Origin of the sequence: Bradyrhizobium sp. LTSP849, from assembly GCF_000938255.1 — a bacterium.
Classification (GTDB): Bacteria; Pseudomonadota; Alphaproteobacteria; order Rhizobiales; family Xanthobacteraceae; genus Bradyrhizobium.
The window spans coordinates 76,869-97,968 of record NZ_JYMR01000011.1 but is presented as its reverse complement, the minus strand read 5'-3'; the positions used below and the strand labels follow the sequence as shown (position 1 = coordinate 97,968).

Here is a 21,100-nt window from a genome sequence, read left to right as displayed (position 1 = left end):
GGTCGCCGGGGGATGCGTCTGTTGGAGCGTATTTTCGACCTCGCCATCATTGGAGGCGGTGTTAACGGCTGCGGCATCGCGCGCGATGCGGTGGGCCGGGGCAACACGGTTTTCCTGTGCGAAATGAACGATCTGGCGAGCGGGACGTCGTCCTGGTCGACCAAGCTGGTCCATGGCGGCCTGCGCTATCTCGAATATTACGAGTTCCGGCTGGTCCGCGAGGCGCTGATCGAGCGCGAGATCCTCTGGGGCATCGCCCCCCACATCATCCGCCCCCTGCGTTTCGTCTTGCCGCATCACGCCGGCCTGCGCCCGGCCTGGCTCTTGCGCCTCGGTCTCTTCCTTTACGACCATATCGGCGGCCGGCATCTGTTGCCGGCAACGCGCTCGGTCGATCTCCGGCGCGACGAGGTCGGCCGTCCGCTGATCCCGAATCGCTACACCCGCGCATTCGAATATTCCGACTGCTTCGTCGATGACGCCCGCCTCGTCGTGCTCAACGCGCGCGACGCCGCCGACAAGGGCGCCGAGATCCGCACCCGCACCCGCGCCACCGAGATCCGTCAGGCCGACGGCATCTGGACCGTGGGCATGGTCGACACGCTGACCGGCGCGCGCTCGCAGATCCAAGCCCGCGCGCTGGTCAATGCCGGCGGCCCCTGGGTCGAGGACGTGCTCGGCCGTGGCGCTGGCGTCAATGCCAAGGCAAAAGTGCGGCTGGTGCAGGGCTCGCACATCGTCGTGAAAAAACTCTACGACCACGACCGCGCCTACATGTTCCAGAACGCCGATGGCCGCATCATCTTCGTCATTCCCTACCAGGACGACTTCACGCTGATCGGCACCACTGACCGCGACTATGACGGCGATCCCTCCAAGGTGAAGGCCACAGTGGAGGAGATCCAATATCTCTGCGCGGCTGCGAGCGAATATCTGGCCAAGCCGGTGACGCCTGAGGACGTGGTCTGGACCTATTCCGGCGTGCGTCCGCTCTATGACGACGGCGCCAGCGAAGCCAAGGCCGCCACCCGCGACTACGTGTTCGAGCTCGACACGCCCGGCGGCTCGCCGCTGCTGTCAATCTATGGCGGCAAGATCACGACCTATCGCCGCCTCGCCGAAGAGGCACTGGAGCGGCTCGCGCCCTATCTTCGCAGTGCGAAAGCGCGCGAGGGCTGGACCGGCAAATGGCCGCTGCCCGGCGGCGACATGGATGTGTCGGCGGTCGACGGCCTGATCGGCGAGCTCCAGCGCGGCTACCCCTTCCTCAGCCATGAGCATGCGCGGCGGCTTGCGCGGGCCTATGGCACCCGCGCCATCAAGCTGCTCGGCGATGCAAAATCGGCCTCCGATCTCGGTCAGGCTTTTGGTGCGACACTGACCGAACGCGAGGTCCGCTATCTCATGACCAACGAATGGGCGGTGACCGCCGAGGACATCGTCTGGCGCCGCTCCAAGCTCGGCCTGCGACTATCTGCCGACGAAATTGCCGCTCTGGACGACTGGATCAGAGCCCACGCTGTGCCGCAAAGTCCGCTGCTGGAAGCAGGAGGACGCTTATGAGCGTGACACTCGATCATGTGACCCGGACCGTCGACGGGGTCCCGCACATCCGTGACGTCTCGCTGACGCTCGAGAGCGGCACGCTCAACGTGCTGCTCGGGCCGACGCTGTCGGGCAAGACCTCGATCATGCGGTTGCTCGCCGGCCTCGACAAGCCGACGACGGGCAAGCTGCTGGTTAACGGCAAGGACGTCACCGGTGTCGACGTGCGCCAGCGCTCGGTCGCGATGGTCTACCAGCAGTTCATCAATTACCCCTCGCTCACGGTCTATGAGAACATCGCCTCGCCGTTGCGCGTGCAGGGCAAACCGCGCGCGGAGATCGAGAAGCGCGTGGCTGAAGCTGCAAGACTGCTGCGGCTCGAGCCCTTCCTGAAGCGCACGCCGCTCCAGCTCTCCGGCGGCCAGCAGCAGCGCACCGCGATGGCGCGCGCGCTGGTGAAAGGCGCCGACCTCGTGCTGCTCGACGAGCCGCTCGCCAATCTCGACTACAAGCTGCGCGAAGAGCTGCGCACCGAGCTGCCGCGCATCTTCGAGGCCTCCGGCGCGATCTTCGTCTATGCCACCACCGAGCCGACCGAGGCGCTGCTGCTCGGCGGCAACACGGTCTGCATGTGGGAGGGCCAGACGCTCCAGATCGGTGAGACGCCGAGCGTTTACCGCCGGCCGCAGACGCTGCGCGTCGCACAGGTGTTCTCCGATCCGCCGCTCAATCTCGTTGGCATCGAGAAGAAGAACGGTTCCGTGCAATATGCAGGAGGCATCGCCGCGCCGGCGTCCGGTCTTTATTCCTCTCTCGCCGACGGCGCCTATCGCGTCGGCTTTCGCGCCCACCAGCTCGCACTCGCCAATGGCGAGACTGACCGCCATGCCTTTCATGCCACGGTGACGGTGACCGAGATCACCGGTTCGGAGAGTTTTGTGCATTTGACCCGCGACGGATCGAACTGGGTTGCGGTGCTGCACGGCGTGCACGAGTTCGAGCCAGGCCAGACCATCGACGCCGTGCTCGATCCCAATGATGTCTTCGTGTTCGACGCGGCTGACCGCTTGGTCGCTGCGCCGGTATCATGAGGGAGGTGCGCCATGGCCTGCATTGACCTCGTCGATCTCGCCCACTCCTACGGCGGCAATGATGCGCCGCAGGAGAGCTTTGCGCTGAAGCCGGTGACCATGACCTGGCGGCAGGGCGGTGCCTATGCGCTGCTCGGACCGTCTGGCTGCGGCAAGACCACGCTGCTCAACGTTATCTCCGGCATCATCACGCCGTCGCGGGGGAAAATCCTGTTCGACGGCCAGGACATCACACCGCTGTCAACCCAGAAGCGCAACATCGCCCAGGTGTTCCAGTTTCCGGTAATCTACGACACCATGACGGTGGGGCAGAACCTGGCGTTTCCGTTGAAGAACCGCGGCGTGCCGAAGGCCGAGATCGACAAGCGCGTCGCCGAGATTGGCCGCCTGCTCGACCTCGAGCCCTATCTGAACCGCAAGGCGACCCGGCTCACGGCCGATGCCAAGCAGAAGATCTCGCTCGGTCGCGGTCTCGTGCGCTCCGACGTCGCAGCGGTGCTATTCGACGAGCCGCTGACGGTGATCGATCCCGAGCTGAAATGGCAGCTCCGCTCCAAGCTGAAGGCGCTGCATCGCGAGCTCGACCTCACGATGATCTACGTCACCCACGACCAGACCGAAGCGCTGACCTTCGCCGACACCGTCGTCGTCATGCATGACGGTCGTGTGGTGCAGAGCGGCACGCCGGCCGAGCTGTTCGACAAGCCGGCGCACACGTTTGTGGGCTATTTCATCGGCTCACCCGGCATGAACATCATTCCGGCCGAGGTGAGGGGCCGCGAGGCGCGGATCGACGGTCACGTCATCGCGCTCAACCGCAGCTATGACAACCTGCCGGCGGGCGCCAAGATCGAGATCGGTGTGCGTCCGGAATTCGTCGATGCCGTCGCGCCGGCACCCGGCCTGCTCACGGCGAAAATCGAACGCGTCGACGATCTCGGCCGCATTCGCTTCGCGCGCACGCGCCTCGGTGACGCAAAACTCGCGGCGCGCGCGCCGGCCGGCTTCACCAGCTCCGACGGCACCGCCGGGCTGAAATTCGATCCGTCGCATGTGCACGTCTACGCCGACAGCCTTCTGGTGGAGGGAGCCGCCTGATGGACAAGACCATCAACCAAAAAGCCTGGTTCCTGGTGCTGCCGGTTTTCCTGGTCGTCGCCTTCTCCGCGGTGCTGCCGCTGATGACGGTGGTCAACTATTCGATGCAGGACACGTTCGGGAACAACCAGTTCTTCTGGAACGGCGTCGGCTGGTTCAAGGAATTGCTCGATCCCTCGACCGATCTCGGCGGCCGCTTCCTCGCCTCGCTCGGGCGCAATCTGTTCTTCTCGCTGGTGATCCTCGCCATCGAAGTCCCGCTCGGCATCGTCGTCGCGCTGTCGATGCCGCGCGACGGCTGGACTGTCGCGGCCTGCCTCGTGATCCTCGCGCTGCCGCTGCTGATTCCGTGGAACGTGGTCGGCACGATCTGGCAGATATTTGGCCGGCCCGACATCGGCCTGCTCGGTTATGTCCTCAACGCCATCGGCATCGAATACAACTACGTCTCCAACGAGATCGACGCCTGGGTCACCGTGATCGTGATGGACGTCTGGCACTGGACCAGCCTCGTTGCGCTCTTGTGCTACGCCGGCCTGAAGTCGATCCCGGAGGCCTATTATCAGGCAGCCCAAATCGACGGCGCCTCGCGCTGGGCCGTGTTCAGGGCGATCCAGCTGCCGAAGATGAACCGCGTGCTGCTGATCGCGGTGCTGCTGCGCTTCATGGACAGTTTCATGATCTATACCGAGCCGTTCGTCGTTACCGGCGGCGGGCCCGGCAATTCGACCACCTTCGTCTCGATCGAACTCGTCAAGATCGCGCTCGGCCAGTTCGACCTCGGCAAGGCCGCCGCACTCTCGCTGGTCTACAATCTGATCATCCTGATCGTCTGCTGGATCTTCTACACCGTCATGACCAATGCCGGTAATGACCGGAAGCCGCAGGAAGGAGCCGCGTGATGCACTCGATCCCCGGCCGCCGCCTGATCATGGCGCTGTTTTTGATATTCCTGCTGTTGCCGATCTACTGGCTCGTCAACATGAGCTTCAAGACCAATGCCGAGATCGTCTCGACGATGACGCTATGGCCGCATGCGCCGACGCTCCAGCACTACAAGCGCATCTTCACCGACGAGAGTTGGTATTCCGGCTACATCAACTCGCTGGAATATGTCGTCCTCAACACCATCATTTCGATCTCGGTGGCGCTGCCCGCGGCCTACGCATTCTCGCGTTACCGCTTCCTTGGCGATAAACATCTGTTCTTCTGGCTGCTGTCGAATCGCATGGCGCCGGCGGCGGTCTATGCACTGCCGTTCTTCAACCTCTACTCGGCGATCGGCCTATTCGATACGCCCTGGGCGGTGGCGCTGGCACACTGCATCTTCAACGTTCCGCTGGCAGTGTGGATCCTCGAAGGTTTTGTCTCCGGGGTGCCGCGCGAGATCGACGAGACCGCCTTCCTCGACGGCTATTCCTTCCCGCGCTTCTTCATCAGGATCCTGGTGCCGCTGATCGCGAGCGGCATTGGCGTCGCCGCCTTCTTCTGCTTCATGTTCTCCTGGGTCGAACTGCTGCTGGCGCGCACGCTGACCTCGGTGCAGACCAAGCCGATCGCGGCGATCATGACGCGCACGGTGTCGGCGGCCGGCATGGATTGGGGCTTGCTGGCGGCTGCCGGCGTACTCACCATCATCCCGGGCGCGCTGGTGATCTGGTTCGTCCGCAACTACATCGCGCGCGGTTTCGCGCTCGGTCGGGTCTAGGGAGGCAACAATGGAATCCATCGCATGGATGGCCTGGACGCTGCCGACGGCGATCTTCTTTGTCGCGCTCGCCTGCACGCTTGCCGTGATGACCGGGCTTGCCGCGGTCTACCCCGAGGCCGAGCGTGTCGGCGTGCTGCGCATCCCGACCACGCGTGGCGACCGGCTTTTCATCTCGCTGATCACGGCGGCCGTCATCCATCTGTTGTGGATCGCCTTCGCCGGCACCGACGCACTCGCGACGTTGCCGATCGGCGAGGAGGGATTTGAGATTTCGAGCCTGTGGCTCGCAAGTGGAATTTCGCTGGCCACGGCCGTGCTCATTTTTCGCACGGTTTGACGCTCGCGAAGGGACGGCCAGATCCGGGACCAACCCGGGCCTGTATAAAGTTTGTCGCTGCAACGGAGGAACAACATGCGACAGTTTAGGAGAAGGAAAGGTCCATTGACCAAGAACAGCTTTCTGACGATGTCCAGCGTCGCCGCGCTCGTTGCGGTGTCGTTCACCGTCTCGGCGCCGGTCCGCGCCGCCGACGATGCCGTCATCCAGAAGTGGATCACGGAATTCCAGCCTTCGACCATTTCGAAGGACGACCAGAAGAAGGAGCTGGAGTGGTTCGCAAAGGCCGCCGAGCCCTTCAAGGGCATGGAGATCAACGTCGTCTCGGAGACCATCGCAACTCACGAATATGAGTCGCAGACGCTCGCCAAGGCGTTCTCCGAGCTGACCGGCATCAAGCTCAAGCATGACATCATCCAGGAAGGTGACGTCGTCGAAAAGCTTCAGACCCAGATGCAGTCCGGCAAGAACGTCTATGACGGCTGGATCAACGATAGCGATCTGATCGGCACGCACTTCCGCTACGGCCAGACCATCGCGCTGTCGGACTACATGACCGGCGAGGGCAAGGACGTCACGGATCCCAAGCTCGACGTCAACGACTTCATCGGAAAGTCGTTCGGCACCGCGCCGGATGGCAAGCTCTACCAGCTGCCCGACCAGCAGTTCGCCAACCTCTATTGGTTCCGCTACGACTGGTTCACCAACGCCGACTACAAGGCCAAGTTCAAGGCCAAGTATGGCTACGAGCTCGGCGTTCCCGTGAACTGGTCCGCCTATGAAGACATCGCCGAGTTCTTCACCAACGACATCAAGGAGATCAACGGCGTCAAGGTCTACGGCCATATGGACTATGGCAAGAAGGACCCCTCGCTCGGCTGGCGTTTCACCGACGCCTGGCTGTCGATGGCGGGTAACGGCGACAAGGGCATTCCGAACGGTCTGCCGGTCGACGAGTGGGGCATCCGCATGGAAGGTTGTCGTCCGGTCGGCTCGTCGATCGAGCGCGGCGGCGACACCAACGGTCCGGCCGCCGTCTACTCGATCACGAAGTACCTGGAGTGGATGAAGAAGTACGCTCCGCCGCAGGCGCAGGGCATGACGTTCTCTGAGTCGGGTCCGGTCCCGGCGCAGGGCAACATCGCTCAGCAGATGTTCTGGTACACCGCCTTCACCGCCGACATGGTGAAGCCGGGCATCGCCGTGATGAACGCGGACGGTACGCCGAAGTGGCGTATGGCTCCGTCGCCGCACGGTTCGTACTGGAAGGAAGGCATGAAGCTCGGCTACCAGGACGCGGGCTCGCTCACGCTTCTGAAGTCGACCCCGGCGGATCGCCGCAAGGCAGCCTGGCTGTATCTCCAGTTCATCGTCTCCAAGACGGTGTCGCTGAAGAAGAGCCATGTCGGTCTCACCTTCATCCGTGAATCCGACATCTGGGACAAGTCGTTCACCGAGCGTGCGCCGAAGCTCGGCGGCCTGATCGAGTTCTACCGCTCGCCCGCGCGCGTGCAGTGGACCCCGACCGGCAACAACGTGCCTGACTATCCGAAGCTCGCGCAGCTCTGGTGGCAGAACATCGGCGATGCGTCGTCCGGTGCGAAGACGCCGCAAGCCGCGATGGATGCTCTTGCCGCCGCGCAAGACTCCGTCATGGAGCGTATCGAGAAGTCGGGCGTGCAGGGTGCCTGCGGTCCGAAGCTGCACAAGAAGGAGTCGGCCGAGTTCTGGTTCGCCAAGGCCCAGAAGGACGGCACCATCGCGCCGCAGCGCAAGCTCGCCAACGAGAAGCCGAAGGGCGAAACGATCGACTACGACACGCTGATCAAGTCGTGGCCGGCAACCCCGCCCAAGCGCGCCTCGCTGCAATAAGGCAGGTCGCATAACGACGAAAGGCCGGGAGCAATCCCGGCCTTTTTGTTTTTGCGTTGGCGCGCTCCCAATTCTTCTCCGCCGTCGTCGTTCGCGAAGCTTGCTCCTCACCCTCGGTGTCATCGCCCGACTTGATCGGGCGATCCAGTATTCCGGAGACAGGAGTGGGATACGGAGAGGCCGCGGCGTACTGGATTCCCCGCTTTCGCGGGGAATGACAGCTGTGGTGTGGAGGCACGTCCCCCGCGAAGCGAGGGCCCCCCGCTTGACTCCCTGTCACGCTGAATTCATGATCAGCATAATGCGATTGAAGTAATCGTATTTCGATTACTTGCGCAGACGCCGTTTGGGCCAACGTCGGCCCGTCCCGGAGGCTGGTGATGGCATTGATCGAGGCGTTCAGGCAGTTGCTGGGCGACACGGCCGTGCTGACTCGCGAGGAGGATCTCGCGGGCCTGACCGAGGATTGGCGCGGCCGTTTTCGGGCGCCGGCGCTCTGTGCGGTGCTGCCTTCCACCACGGAGCAGGTCGCGGCCATCGTCCGCCTTTGCGTCGCGCATGAAACGCCGGTGTTGCCGCAAGGTGGCAACACCAGCCTGTGCGGTGGTGCGACGCCGTCGGGGCAGGGCAAGCCGCCGGTCATCGTCGCACTGACGCGCATGCGCCGGATCCGTTCGCTCGATCCCGTCAACAATACCATGGTGGTGGATGCCGGCTGCGTGCTTGCGACCATTCAGGAGACCGCCGCCGCTGCCGGCCGGCTCTTTCCGGTGAGCCTCGGCGCTGAAGGATCCTGCCAGATCGGCGGCAATATCGGCACCAATGCCGGCGGCACCGGCGTGCTGCGCTACGGCAACACGCGCGACAATGTGCTCGGGCTGGAGGTCGTTCTGCCGGACGGATCGGTCTGGGACGGCCTCTACGCACTGCGCAAGAACAACACCGGCTACGACCTCAAGCATCTCTTCATAGGATCCGAGGGCACGCTGGGCATCATCACTGGCGCAGTGCTGAAGCTGCATCCACTGCCGACGGCGGAGGCCGTCGCCTGGCTTGCGGTCGATGATCCGCAAAAGGCGCTGGACGTGCTCGGCCTGTTCCAGGCCTCTTGCAGCTCACGGCTCTCCGCCTTCGAGCTGATGAATGCGAAGCAGATCCAGCTCGTGCTGGAGCAGGTGCCGGGCCGGCGCTGTCCGGTCGCGGAGATCGACACCTGGCATGTCCTCGTCGAATTGTCCGACACCGGCGATGCCGCGGCGCTCGCGGTGGCGATGCAAACGGTGCTCGAACAGGCGCTCGAGGCAGGGCTGGTCAGCGACGGCGTCGTCGCTGCGAGCGAGGCGCAGCGCAAGGCGATGTGGCTGGTGCGTCACAGCGTCTCGGAAGCCAACAAGAAAGCCGGCGTGGGCCTGACGTCGGACACCGCGGTCCCGGTGTCGACCGTGCCGGCCTTCATCGACCAGGCGATGGCGGCCGTGCGCGCGATCGTGCCGGATCAGCCGTTCGTGATCGTCGGCCACATGGGCGACGGCAACATCCATCTCATTCCCTTCTTTGGCTTTGCCGAGTGGGACGCCGTGCCGGAGCGCGACGCCGTCGCGCAGCGAATTCGCCGCGCCATGAACGATGTCGCAAGCTCGCTGCGCGGCACCTTCAGCGCCGAGCATGGCGTCGGGCGCACGCTGACCGGCGAGATGTCCCGCTACAAGCCGCCGGTCGAGCTCGCGCTGATGCGGGCGGTGAAACAGGCCTTCGATCCGAAGGGTCTCTTCAACCCTGGCCGCGTTCTGCCACCACCATCCATTGCAACATCATAGAGGGGACTGACATGACCAACGCTCCCAAGATCATCACTTCCCGACGCCGCCTGCTGCTCGGTGCAGGAGCCGGCGCCGTCGCGCTCGCTGCGCCTTCGGTCTGGTCGCCGTCCCGCGCCGCCGGAAAACGCATCGTCGTGCGCGACGATGGCGGCATCTACACCAAGGCCTATGGCGCGGTGTTCTACCGTCCGTTCACCGAAGCGACCGGCATCGAGGTGGTCGGGGTGCAGGCTAATGCCGAGCCGGTCGCGCAGATCAAGACCATGGTCGATACCAAGAACTACACCTGGGACATGGCCAAGATCTCCTGGCCCGCGATCCAGATCCTGACCACCGGCGCCAAGCAATATCTCGAGAAGCACGGCCTCGAATCCGAGCCGGTGATCAAGACGCTTCCGGCCGAATACGAATCGCCCTACGGCGTCGCGACCAACGTCTACAGCACGGTGCTCGCCTATCGCACCGACGCCTTCAAGGGCCGCAAGGCGCCGCAATCCTGGGCCGATTTCTGGAACGTGGCGGACTTCCCCGGCCGCCGCTCGGTGCGCAAGCATCCGTTCGACACGATCGAGGAAGCGCTGATGGGAGCGGGCGCGCCGACCGCGCAGGTCTACCCTTGCGATCTCGACAAGGCCTTCGCCTCGCTCGACAAGATCAAATCGTCGGTCGCCGTGTGGTGGACCAGCGGTGCGCAGGTCGAACAGATGCTGACCTCGGGCGAGATCGACATGCTGCCGACCTGGGTGTCGCGTGCGCAGTCGGCGCAGGCGGCCGGTGCGCCTGTCGAGATTATCTGGAACCAGGGGGTCTGGGGCGCCGACAATTGGTCGATCCTCGCCGGCACGCCGAATGCGGATGCCTGCCGCGAGTTCATCAAGTTCGCCTCCGATCCGAAGCGACAGGCAGCCCTCGTGGAATATTTCCCGGCTGGCCTCACCCAGCCGGAGGCCTTCAACTACATCAAGCCGGAGGTCGCCAAGAACTGCCCGACCTATCCCGACAACATCAAGGCCGGGCTGAAGATCGATCCGAAATTCTGGTACGACAACCAGGCCGCCGTCATCGAGCGCTTCAACAGCTGGATCCTGGCTTGACCGGCGTCAAGGGAAGCGCGAAGCGATCGGAGCGCCCCATGGTCTCGTCGAGCTTGCGCATTCACGAGCTGTGCAAGCGCTATGGCGACTTCGTCGCGCTGGCGCCGACCAGCCTCGACGTCGCCAGGGGCGAATTCCTCACTTTGCTCGGCCCGTCGGGATCTGGCAAGACGACGCTGCTCAGCCTGATCGCAGGCCTCGCCCATCCCGACGAGGGGCGGATCCTGATCGACGATGCCGACGTCACGCACAGCCCGGCCTATGACCGCGATATCGGCGTCGTGTTCCAGAACTACGCGCTGTTTCCTCACATGACGATCGAGGACAACATCGCGTTTCCGCTGAAGATGCGGAAGGTGGCCGACACCGAGGCGCGCCGGCGCACGGCAGAGGCGCTGGAGACGGTGCGGCTGCCGCACGTTGCAAAACGCTATCCGCGCGAGCTGTCCGGCGGCCAGCAGCAACGTATCGCGCTGGCGCGCTGCATCGTCTATCGGCCCGCGATCATCCTGATGGACGAGCCGCTCGGCGCGCTCGACAAGAAGCTGCGCGACCAGATGCAGCTCGAGATCAAGCGCATCCATCGCGAGCTCGGCACCACGATCGTCTACGTGACCCACGATCAGGAAGAGGCGATGACTATGTCGGATCGCATCTGCCTGATGAATGCGGGCGCGATCGAGCAGATCGGCACGCCGCAAGATCTTTACTTCCGTCCGCGCTCGGTGTTCGTCGCCGACTTCCTCGGAGAATCCAATCTGCTCAGCGCCACCGTGCGTGGCGTCGATAGTGACGGGCTCGATGTCGTCCTGGCTGCACAGGCCGCGCCGTCGCGCGCGGTCGGCAATGGCAGCATTTTCGCCGCGGGCGAGCCGATCAAGGTCATGGTGCGTCCCCAGAATCTCGTGGTCGGCGACGCCGGCGGCGGAGACCAGCTCGCCGGTCGGCTCTCGGGCCGGCTTTTGGACGTGATGATCAGCGGTAGCCTGACGCGGCTCTACATCGCGCCCGAGACGGCGGGCATGCCGCAACTCGTCGCTGCGCATCCGACCCGCAGCGGCGCGGCGCCCTACGAGATAGGGCAGCTTCTGTCGCTCGGATGGCATGCGACCGACGCCGTCGCGATCAGTGACGGGAAGGGGATCTGAGCTTGGCCGCCCCGCGCGCGATACAGCGGAATCTGGCCTGGACGCGGGCGGCGATGGGCGCGCCGCTGGTCCTGCTGCTCGTGCTGTTCCTGGTCTATCCCGTCGGCCAGTTGCTGCTGCTCAGCGTCTACGGCGAGAGCGGCTTCACGCTGGCGCAATACCGCCAGCTGTTCGCCTCATCGGTCTATCTCGACGTTCTCCTGATCACCCTGAAGATCTCGCTGGTCACCACGCTGATCTGCGTCGTCACAGGTTATCCGATCGCCTATCTGATCTCGGTCGTCGACAAGAAGCGCAAGACGACGCTCCTGTTCTGGGTGCTGCTGTCGTTCTGGACCAGCTTCCTGGTCCGCGCCTTCGCATGGATCGTGCTGCTCGGGCGCAACGGCGTCATCAACAAGCTCCTGATCTCGCTCGGCATCATCTCCAGCCCCGCGAGCCTGCTCTACAATTTCGGCAGCGTTCTCGTCGGCATGGTGAATGCGTTGCTGCCGCTCGCCGTGCTGACGATGCTCGCGGTGATGGAGAACATCGACCGTACCCTGCCGCGCGCGGCCGCCACGCTCGGAGCGCGGCCGGGCATGGCGTTCTGGAAAATCTATTTTCCGCTGTCGCTGCCGGGCGTCGCTGCGGCGGGCATTATGGTGTTCGTCACCGCGATCGGCTTCTTTATCGTGCCGGCCCTGCTCGGCGGGCGCCGCGAGACCATGATCACGCAGCTCATCATCGACCAGGTCCAGCAGACCATGAACTGGGGCTTTGCCGGCGCGATCTCGGTGCTGCTGCTGTTCGTGGTCTTCATCGTCTTTGCGGCCTACGACCGGCTGCTCGGCCTGTCGACCATGACCGGCGCGGCGGCGCCGCGCAACGCGACGCCGTCGCGTCTGTCGGGCCCCCTTCAGAAGGCGGGCGACGCGCTCCTCACGCTGCTCGGTGCGATCTCCGACCGGATTCTCCGGCTCCTGCCGTCACGCCGTCGCGACCGCAATCCCGACCAAGCCGGCATGGGCTTGCAGGCCTTCGTCTGGATCATGCTGCTCATCATCAGCGCGCCGACTATCCTGATGATCCCGCTGTCGTTCGGCACCGGTGGCCTCAACTGGCCGCCGCAGGGCTTTACGCTGCATTGGTATGAGACCGTGCTGAGTTCGCCGCTCTGGACCCAGGCCATGCTGCGCTCGCTCCTGGTCGGGGTCGGCACGGGATTGCTCGCCATGTTGATCGGCACGCCGGCCGCGTTCCTGCTAGTACGCAGCGACATCCGCGGTAAGGCGGCGTGGCTGGCCTTCATCCTGTCGCCGATCGTGGTGCCCCGCATGATCATCGCGGTCGGCCTGTTCTACGTCTTCGCGCGCATGGGCCTGGTCGGCAGCGCCTTCGGCCTCATTCTCGGACACACCGTCGTCGCGGTGCCTTACGTGGTCATGACCATGATGGCCGTGCTGCGCAGTTACGATACGCGGCTCGACCACGCCGCGCAGAGCCTCGGCGCGCGCCCGATCGCGACGCTGCGCTACGTCACCTTCCCGATCCTCGGCGCGGGCATGATGTCGTCGTTCCTGTTCGCCTTCGCGACCTCGTTCGACGAGCTCACCATCGCGCTGTTTGCGACCGGCGGCCTGAACGCGACGCTGCCAAAGCAGTTCTGGGACGAGGTGACGCTTCAGGTCTCGCCCGCGATCGCTGCCGTCTCGACCTGCCTGTTCGTTTTCATGGGGCTGCTGATCTTCGTCGCCGAACGCCTGCGCCGGCGTGCTGCGGCGAGGTAGCCGTCCCGCATTCCAACCAGAGGTTCACATCATGCTCACTGCCAATCGCCTCCGCGGCCTGTTCCCGGCCATCCCGACCCCGGTCAAGGCCGACGACACCATCGATGCCGGCGCGGTCTCGGCCCTGTTTGCCTGGCTCAACAAGCAGGGGATCGACGGCGTGGTGCCGCTCGGCGGTACCGGCGAATATGGCGCGCTGGCACGCGCCGAGCGCATCAAGATGGCCGGCTTGTCGGTGAAGGCGATGGCGGGCAAGGGCCCGGTGATCGCCGGCGTGCTGGACACCGGTTTCCACGATGCCCTCCAGGCCGGCCGTGAATTCGCCGCCGAGGGCGTGGACGGCCTGCTGGTTCTCACGCCATACTATACCAACCCGACTCAGGCTGGCGTCCGCGACTATTTCCTGCGCTATGCCGATGCATCACCCGTGCCCATCCTGATCTACGAGATTCCCTATCGTACCCGGATCGCGATCGAGCCCAAGATCCTGCATGAGCTCTCAGGGCATCCCAACATCATCGGCATGAAGGCCTGCAATCTCGACATGTACCATTTCCTCCAGGTCGTGGCCGGCGTCGACGAGAGCTTTGCGGTGCTGAGCGGCGAGGACAGCCTGTTCCCGCTGCATCTCGCGGCGGGCGCGAAGGGCGGCATCATCGTGACCGCGTGCTTGTTGCCGCGCGCCTGGCGCCAGGTCTTCGAGGCGACCACAGCTGGCAAGACAGCGGAGGCCTTGAGCCTCCATCGCCGCCTGATCCCGCTGATGAACATGGCGTTCGCCGAAACCAATCCGGGACCGATGAAAGCGGTGATGGACCTCGTCGGCGTCGAGGCGCCGCGCATGCTGGCGCCGCTGGTGCAGCCGGCACCGGCGCTGGTCGCGGCGCTCCGCGCCGAGCTCGGCCGGCAACTGGCGATCTCGGAGGGCATCGGGTGAGAGGACGGCAGCATGGCGCGTAGCAGTCGCGACGGCAGCGGCCGCGCAGTGAAGGCGCGGAAGCCCAGGGCCGTCGAGAAGAATGCGGACAATAACGCGGAGCCACGCTCGTCGCTGTTCGTCGGCTCGACCGAGAAGGCGTTCCAGGTCCTGCATGCCTTCGACGGCCCGCAGCGCTACATGACGCTCGCCGACATCGCGCGCGCCGCCGATCTCGACCGCAGCGCCACCCAGCGCCTGGTCTACACGCTCGAAACGCTCGGCTATCTCAAGCGGATCGAGGGCACGCGCAACTATGGCCTCACCTCAAAGGTGCTTCAGTTCTCGCACAGTTATCTCAAGGCCAACGATCTGATCGACCGCGCCTCGCCCTATTTGCTCGAGATCAGCCGCAATCTCGGCGAGACGACCAATTTGCACGAACTGGATGGCCACGAGGTCGTCTTTGTGGCGCGCTTTCCGGGCGCGCATCTCATCAACATCGACATCGTGATCGGCAGCCGGCTGCCGACCTTCTTCACGGCGTCGGGCACCGCGATCCTGTCGGCACTGCCCGAGGAGGAGCGCCTCGACCTTCTCAAGCGAACGCCGCTCGCGCCGCTGACGCCCTTTACGGAGACAGATCCGAAGGCGCTGCTGGAGCGCGTTCGCGTGGCCGCGCGGCGCGGCTATGCCGTCATCATGAACGAGACCGTGATGGGCGACATTTCGGTTGCGGCTCCCATCATCGACGAGCACGGCCGTGCCGTTGCCGCGATCAACATTTCGGTGCCGACGACGCGCTGGACCAAGGAGCGTGCCGAGGCTGAACTGGCGCAGCACGTCCACGTCGCCGCAACCTCGATCTCCAAGTCGAAGTTCAACCGCTACGCAGCCTGAGGCGGCTGCGGGCAGCAAAAAGGCCGGGAGCGATCCCGGCCTTTTTTCCTTTCGCGTGGCGCGCCGTGCCCGCGTTCCTCTCCGCTGTCATCGTCCGCGAAAGCGGACGATCCAGTATTCCAGAGGCGGTCGTGATTGAATCGAGAGGCCGCAGCGTACTGGATGCCCCGCCTTCGCGGGGCATGACAGCCGTCGTGTGGACAGTTCTTACTCCGCCGCTTCCAGCGTCGGGTAATCCGTGTATCCCTTCGCGCCGCCGCCGTAGAACGTGTTCTTGTCCCAATCGTTCAGGGCCGCGCCCTTCTTCAGCCGCTCGACGAGGTCGGGGTTGGAGATGAACGGCTTGCCAAAGGCGATCAAATCGGCCGCGCCGGCGTCGAGCACCTTGGTCGCGAGTTCGAAGTCGTAGCCGTTGTTGGCGATATAGGTGCCACTGAAGCGCTTGCGCAGGCCTGCATAGTCGAACGGCGCGAAGTCGCGCGGGCCGCCGGTGGCGCCTTCGACGACGTGGAGATAGACCAGCTTCAGCGCGCTGAGGCCGTCGACGATGTAATCAAACAAGGCTTGCGGATTGGAATCCGCGATGTCGTTGGCGGGCGTCACCGGCGAGATGCGGATGCCGGTGCGGTCGGCGCCGGCTTCAGCCACGACGGCCTTGGAGACTTCCAGCATCAGGCGCGCGCGATTCTCGATACCGCCGCCATAGGCGTCTGTGCGCTTGTTGGTGCCGTCCTTGGCGAACTGGTCGAGCAGATAGCCGTTGGCGCCGTGGATCTCGACGCCGTCGAAGCCTGCCTCCAGCGCATTCTTCGTGGCGCGCTTGAAGTCGTCGATGATGCCCGGAATTTCGGAAAGCTCGAGCGCGCGGGGCTCGGAGACGTCGGCGAAGGTGCCGTTGACGAAGGTCTTGCCTTTGGCGCGGATCGCGCTCGGCGCGACCGGCGCGGCGCCCTTCGCCTGGAGGTCGACATGCGAGATGCGGCCGACATGCCAGAGCTGGATGAAGATCTTGCCGCCGCGCTCATGCACCTTATCGGTGACCTTGCGCCAGCCGGCGGCCTGGTCCTTGGAATAGATGCCTGGTGTGTCCTGGTAGCCCTGGCCCTGCTGCGAGACCTGGCTCGCTTCGGTGATCAGGAGGCCCGCCGACGCGCGCTGGCCGTAATAGTCGGCGGCGAGCGGGCTCGGCACGAAGGTGCCGGGCGCGGCGCGATTGCGCGTCAGCGGCGCCATCACGAAACGGTTGGCCAGCGTGATCGGGCCGAGCTTGTAGGTCTCAAACAATTTGGTCGGACGGCTCATTGGGAGTGGTTCCAGGCGGTGAGAGGTCCGGAACACTTGTGCATCGCGGCAATCAGCGCAAGGGAGGAGCCATACGGAAAGTGCAGGCGAGCTGCGCGTGGCGCCCCGTCTGGCATAATTCGCCTGCAATTTGGGTCGCGGCAGCGGATTTCCGCTGCCGCGACCCCACGAACTCAGTTCGCGCCGAGGAAATCGCGCTTGCCGATCTCGACACCATTGTGACGCAAAATGCCGTGGGCGGTCGCGGCGTGGAAATAGAAGTTCGGCAGCGAGACCGCACTGAAGAACTGCTGGCCCTTGAGCGTCATGGTCCGGTCCGGGCCCGCCGGGAAGGTCACGTCCTTGGTGTCGGCGCCTTCGAACTGCGCGGGCTTGTACGATTTGACGTAGTCGATCGTCTTGGCGAGCCGCTGCTTCAACTCCTCAAACGTCTTTTCCGTGTCGGGCGTCGAGGGCACCTCGCTATGCGTCAGGCGCGCACAGCCCTTGGAGGCGAAATCGCTGGCGAGCTGGATCTGCTTCGAGAGCGGCAGCATGTCCGGAAACAGCCGAGAACCGAGCAGGACGGCCGGGTCGATCTTTTTGGCCGCGCAATGCGCCTCAGCCTTGTTGAGCAGGCCGATGAGGCTGTTCAGCAGTTGCAGATACGCGGGGACGACGGCGTCGTGGAAGGACATGTGTTGCTCGCTCGAATGAGGGAAATCTCAGGAGAAAACCTGAGCCACTCACATGGGAGCGTCATGGAAAAATACAATCGCCGGAGCGGCCTGTGCAGTGCAAAAATTCTACCGGATCGTCCCCGCGGGCTGCGCCTGCGCCGTGCCGCCGCGCATGCGGGCGAGCAGCTCGGCGGTCGGCCAGGAATCGGCGGGAAGGCCGTATTTGATCTGCATCGCCTTCACGGCGGCGCGGCTCTGCTGGCCGAGCACGCCGTCAACCTTGCCGACATTGAAGCCGGCTTGGACCAGAAGTTGCTGCAATTGCTTGAGCTCGTTGAACGGCAGTTGCACGACCGGCGTCGTCGGCCTTCGCATCGGCGCAGCGCCCGCGATGCGCGAGGCGAGATAGCCCGCGGTGGTCGAATAGATCAGCGAGTTGTTCCACTCAGTGTAGGCCGCGAAATTCGGATACGCCATGAAGGCCGGCCCGGTCCGTCCCATCGGCAGTAGCACGGAGGCCGCGAGATTGTCGTTCGGCAGCGGTCTTCCGTCGGGATAGGTCACACCCAACTGCGCCCATTTGGAGCGCGGCTGCTGCACGGTGAGATCGGTCTGATCCCACGGCAGGTTCTGCGGCACCTTGATCTCCTCCAGCCACGGCTCGCCGCGCCGCCACTTCAATCCGTTGGCGATGTAGTTCGCGGTCGAGCCGATCACGTCGGGCTCGCTGCGCAACAGATCGCGCCGCCCGTCGCCGTCATAGTCGACGGCGTAGTTGACGTAATGCGTCGGCAAGAACTGCGTCTGTCCGAGCTCGCCGGCCCACGAGCCGATCATCTCGTCGGGCGTGAGATCACCGCGATCGATGACCTTCAGCGCCGCGACGGTTTCGTTCACGAACATCTCCGAGCGCCGGCAGTCATAGGCCAGCGACACCAGCGATTTCAGCGTCGGCAGATTGCCCATGTTGGCGCCGAAATCGCTCTCCAGTCCCCAGAACGCGGCGATCACCGCTGGCGGCACGCCGTACTCTTTCTCGGCGCGCGCAAACGCAGCCGCGTGTTGCTTAATGTGCTGCTGGCCGTTCTGCATGCGATAGGGCGCGGCCATGCGGCCGGCGAATTCGGTGAAGAGCTGGCCGAATACGCGCTGGCCGCGGTCGCGGTTGACGATGCCCTGGTCGTAGACGAGGTAGGGCCCGGCTTCCGAAAGCGCGCGTTGCGACACGCCCGCAGCAACCGCCTGCTGTTTCACGTCGGCCAGGAAGCGATCGAAGTTCGCCCCATTGTGGCACGAGGCCGCGCGCGGCGAAGGCGCGGTAGCCTTGGGAGCGGCGGGCTTTGCGGGCGGTGGGGCGAATTGGGCGGAGGCGGAAGCTGAGAGTGCGAGAAGAGCGGCGGCCGCGATCGCAAATCGGGTCTGGAGCATGAGGTTTCCGGAAGGGGGAGACGCTTGGATTCTTGACGAAGTTTAATGGAATGATCGAACTCAAACCAGTGCCGCGGCTCCGGGACGCACCTTGAAACCTTGCACCCGGGCCGGGGTCATTCCTACTTGAAAAGCGCCGGCCTGCAACGCCTCAAGCCGCCACGGCCGGCCCGGGAGACGGCCATGAACTATCTTCGTACCGCAATGCTGCTCGCAGGCCTCACCGCCCTGTTCATGGGGGTGGGCTATCTGATCGGCGGTGCGACTGGCGCCATGATCGCGCTCGTCGTTGCCGCGGCGACCAATCTCTTCATCTACTGGAACTCCGACCGCATGGTGCTGTCGATGTACGGCGCCCATCAGGTCGACCGCGCGAGCGCGCCCGAGCTGGTCGGTCTCGTCGCCGAGCTTGCAGGCCGCGCGGGCCTGCCGATGCCGCGTGTGTTCCTGATGGACGAGCCGCAGCCCAACGCGTTCGCGACCGGCCGCAATCCGGAGAATGCCGCCGTTGCCGTCACCACCGGCCTGATGCGTCAGCTCAGCCGCGAGGAGCTCGCCGGCGTGATTGCGCATGAGCTTGCGCACATCAAGCACCACGACACGCTGCTGATGACGATCACCGCGACCATTGCGGGTGCCATCTCCATGCTGGCGCAGTTCGGCATGTTCTTCAGCGGCAACCGCAACAACAACGGCCCCGGCATCGTCGGCTCGATCCTGATGATGATCCTGGCGCCGCTCGGCGCCATGCTGGTTCAGATGGCGATCAGCCGCACCCGCGAATATGCCGCCGACGATCTCGGCGCCCGCATTGCCGGCCAGCCGATGTGGCTGGCGTCGGCGCTGGTCAAGATCGAGAGTGCTGCGCATCAGGTGCCGAATGTCGAGGCCGAGCGAAACCCGGCGACCGCGCACATGTTCATCATCAATCCGCTGTCGGGCCATGGCGTGGATAGTCTCTTCGCCACTCATCCCTCGACGCAGAACCGCATCGCTGCGCTCCAGCAGTTGGCGGCTGAGCTCGGCGCGAATGCCGCGCCGTCGGTCGGCGCCAATGAAAACTATCCACCGCAAGGTCCGTGGGGGCGCTCATCGTCGCGCGATCCCTCACGTGGTCCTTCACGTGGTCCTTGGGGATGAGCTAGCGAGAGCCACGGCGCGGACGCATTTCTCCGACGTTGCAATTCAAGCGAGAAATCTCTGATTCAACGTCGCATTGCCGGCATCTGCCGCGATCATCGTCAGGGTGCGGATTGCTGCTGCGCACTATCCGAAATGGCCATTGCGCTTTGTCGCACATTGGGCCAGACCTGTGCCTGCTCGCCTTGGCTGGGGGAGCAACAGGTTGGAATGCTTGCCGAGTGGCAGTCTTTGCTCATGCAAATTGCCGGAGGTTCGCATGGTACCGTTGCAGTTGGAGCAGGTGGTCGAACGCGATATTGCACCGCGTGAGGCCTTCTTAGAACGAATGGAAGGCGCACTTCTCCTGATCTCGCTCGCCGTGGTGACGGTCGTCTGGTGCTGTTTGCTCGCCTTGATGGCCTGGAAGGGCTTCTTCTGGATCTTCAATCTGGCCTAGCTCTCCGAAGCGGAGGCGTTCTGAACGCTGCTCCTGCGCAGCCACAACATCGTGCGCCTTTGTGATCTGGCGCACACAGGGCAGGCCCGGCCGGTGTTAACACCTGATCGAGAGTATTCCTTCGAAAGGGGATGCGTGGCCGGCGTCTCGCCGGTCACCGTCGAAGATGACCAAAGCTGCGGTGCCATTGTTGATCGTCCTGGGCGTGCTTATCGGCCTGTCCACGCATACGGTCGTGAATTGCGGTGACGAGGACGAGCCGGATATCTGCTCGGCCGTGATCGGCTTCTCGCCGTTCCGCGGCTCGCTGATCGCCTTTGCCTATGAGGGGCGCGGACGGATCGCGCTGCGTCACGGCGACCACCGGCGGGCAATCGCCGATTTCAACGAGGCCATCCACCTCAATCCCAACCGCGCCTCGTTCTATCGTGATCGCGCGCTGGCCTACCGGCAGAACGGCGAGGTGGAGCTTGCGATTGCCGATTTTGATGACGCGATCGCGCTCGATCCCAAGCTCGCCGCGCCCTATCACGAGCGCGGCCTTGCGCTCGCCGCCAAGGGCGATCTTGACCGCGCCATTTTGAGCTACAGCACCGCCGTCCGTCTCGACCCGTCGGACGCTCAGGCCCGCTTCGACCGCGGCATGGCGTTCCTCGCTCGCGGTCAGGCCGACGATGCCCGCGCCGATTTCGAAGCCGCACTTGCGCTGCCGCCCGGCAAGGATGGCCGGACGCATGACGCCGCACGCACCAAGCTTGCCGAGCTCACCCGCGCCGGGCCGACCCAGGTCTCTACACCGCGGCGATAGGAAGAGTCTTCTCCCTCTCCCCG

General features: G+C 64.5%; 19 protein-coding genes. 16 read left to right on the top strand and 3 right to left on the bottom strand.

The annotated features are described in order from the left end of the window. Positions 1-12: 12 nt before the first annotated feature. The 13 genes from glpD (at position 13) to UB31_RS09095 (ending at position 15,301) form a co-directional block, all read left to right on the top strand. Entirely contained in the window at positions 13-1,563 is a 1,551-nt protein-coding gene (glpD, locus tag UB31_RS09155) for a glycerol-3-phosphate dehydrogenase (protein WP_045007911.1), read from the top strand. After that, entirely contained in the window at positions 1,560-2,636 is a 1,077-nt protein-coding gene (locus UB31_RS09150) for an ABC transporter ATP-binding protein (RefSeq protein WP_045007912.1), read from the top strand. Before glpD ends, UB31_RS09150 begins: the two co-directional genes overlap by 4 nt. Positions 2,637-2,648: 12 nt before the next feature. After that, positions 2,649-3,734 carry an ABC transporter ATP-binding protein gene (locus UB31_RS09145; protein WP_045010620.1) on the top strand — a complete coding sequence of 362 codons (1,086 nt, stop codon included), beginning with the start codon at positions 2,649-2,651 and terminating at the stop codon, positions 3,732-3,734. Then, positions 3,734-4,636, top strand: coding sequence for a carbohydrate ABC transporter permease (locus UB31_RS09140; protein ID WP_045007914.1), 903 nt, complete (start codon positions 3,734-3,736; stop codon positions 4,634-4,636). Before UB31_RS09145 ends, UB31_RS09140 begins: the two co-directional genes overlap by 1 nt. Further along, the gene (locus tag UB31_RS09135) at positions 4,636-5,442 is read left to right on the top strand and encodes a carbohydrate ABC transporter permease (RefSeq protein WP_045007915.1); all 807 of its coding nucleotides are present in this window, start codon (positions 4,636-4,638) and stop codon (positions 5,440-5,442) included. Before UB31_RS09140 ends, UB31_RS09135 begins: the two co-directional genes overlap by 1 nt. A 10-nt stretch (positions 5,443-5,452) precedes the next feature. Continuing rightward, positions 5,453-5,782, top strand: coding sequence for a DUF2160 domain-containing protein (locus tag UB31_RS09130; RefSeq protein WP_045010619.1), 330 nt, complete (start codon positions 5,453-5,455; stop codon positions 5,780-5,782). 129 nt (positions 5,783-5,911) lie between these two features. Next, entirely contained in the window at positions 5,912-7,654 is a 1,743-nt protein-coding gene (locus UB31_RS09125) for an ABC transporter substrate-binding protein (RefSeq protein WP_045007944.1), read from the top strand. A 380-nt stretch (positions 7,655-8,034) separates the two neighbouring features. Further along, the gene (locus UB31_RS09120; RefSeq protein ID WP_045010618.1) at positions 8,035-9,471 is read left to right on the top strand and encodes an FAD-binding oxidoreductase; all 1,437 of its coding nucleotides are present in this window, start codon (positions 8,035-8,037) and stop codon (positions 9,469-9,471) included. Positions 9,472-9,482: 11 nt separating this feature from the next. Then, positions 9,483-10,568 (top strand): ABC transporter substrate-binding protein, encoded by a 1,086-nt coding sequence (locus tag UB31_RS09115; protein WP_045007918.1) that lies wholly within the window; start codon positions 9,483-9,485, stop codon positions 10,566-10,568. A gap of 38 nt (positions 10,569-10,606) precedes the next feature. Then, entirely contained in the window at positions 10,607-11,716 is a 1,110-nt protein-coding gene (locus UB31_RS09110; protein WP_045010648.1) for an ABC transporter ATP-binding protein, read from the top strand. Between the two features lie 2 nt (positions 11,717-11,718). Beyond that, positions 11,719-13,485 (top strand): ABC transporter permease subunit, encoded by a 1,767-nt coding sequence (locus UB31_RS09105; protein ID WP_245305966.1) that lies wholly within the window; start codon positions 11,719-11,721, stop codon positions 13,483-13,485. A gap of 31 nt (positions 13,486-13,516) precedes the next feature. Further along, the gene (dapA, locus tag UB31_RS09100; protein ID WP_045010617.1) at positions 13,517-14,422 is read left to right on the top strand and encodes a 4-hydroxy-tetrahydrodipicolinate synthase; all 906 of its coding nucleotides are present in this window, start codon (positions 13,517-13,519) and stop codon (positions 14,420-14,422) included. Between the two features lie 12 nt (positions 14,423-14,434). Next, on the top strand, positions 14,435-15,301 hold the full coding sequence (locus UB31_RS09095; protein ID WP_082078453.1) for an IclR family transcriptional regulator: 867 nt from the start codon (positions 14,435-14,437) through the stop codon (positions 15,299-15,301). Positions 15,302-15,508: 207 nt separating this feature from the next. On the opposite strand, the gene UB31_RS09090 is transcribed toward UB31_RS09095, so the two are convergent. From UB31_RS09090 to UB31_RS09080, 3 genes are all read right to left on the bottom strand, one after another. Then, positions 15,509-16,603, bottom strand: coding sequence for an alkene reductase (locus UB31_RS09090; protein WP_045010616.1), 1,095 nt, complete (start codon positions 16,601-16,603; stop codon positions 15,509-15,511). Positions 16,604-16,776: 173 nt separating this feature from the next. Then, entirely contained in the window at positions 16,777-17,280 is a 504-nt protein-coding gene (locus UB31_RS09085) for a DUF1993 domain-containing protein (RefSeq protein ID WP_045005296.1), read from the bottom strand. A gap of 108 nt (positions 17,281-17,388) precedes the next feature. Next, positions 17,389-18,690, bottom strand: coding sequence for a lytic murein transglycosylase (locus UB31_RS09080; RefSeq protein ID WP_045010615.1), 1,302 nt, complete (start codon positions 18,688-18,690; stop codon positions 17,389-17,391). A gap of 183 nt (positions 18,691-18,873) precedes the next feature. Between UB31_RS09080 and htpX the strand changes: the two genes are divergently transcribed. The 3 genes from htpX to UB31_RS09070 all read left to right on the top strand — a co-directional run bounded on the left by htpX (position 18,874) and on the right by UB31_RS09070 (position 21,077). Next, on the top strand, positions 18,874-19,830 hold the full coding sequence (htpX, locus tag UB31_RS09075) for a zinc metalloprotease HtpX (protein WP_045010645.1): 957 nt from the start codon (positions 18,874-18,876) through the stop codon (positions 19,828-19,830). A gap of 259 nt (positions 19,831-20,089) precedes the next feature. Next, positions 20,090-20,269: a hypothetical protein gene (locus UB31_RS41295; RefSeq protein ID WP_156175257.1), complete on the top strand. Its 180-nt coding sequence runs from the start codon at positions 20,090-20,092 to the stop codon at positions 20,267-20,269. Positions 20,270-20,435: 166 nt separating this feature from the next. Beyond that, on the top strand, positions 20,436-21,077 hold the full coding sequence (locus UB31_RS09070; protein ID WP_156175256.1) for a tetratricopeptide repeat protein: 642 nt from the start codon (positions 20,436-20,438) through the stop codon (positions 21,075-21,077). Positions 21,078-21,100 lie beyond the last annotated feature (23 nt).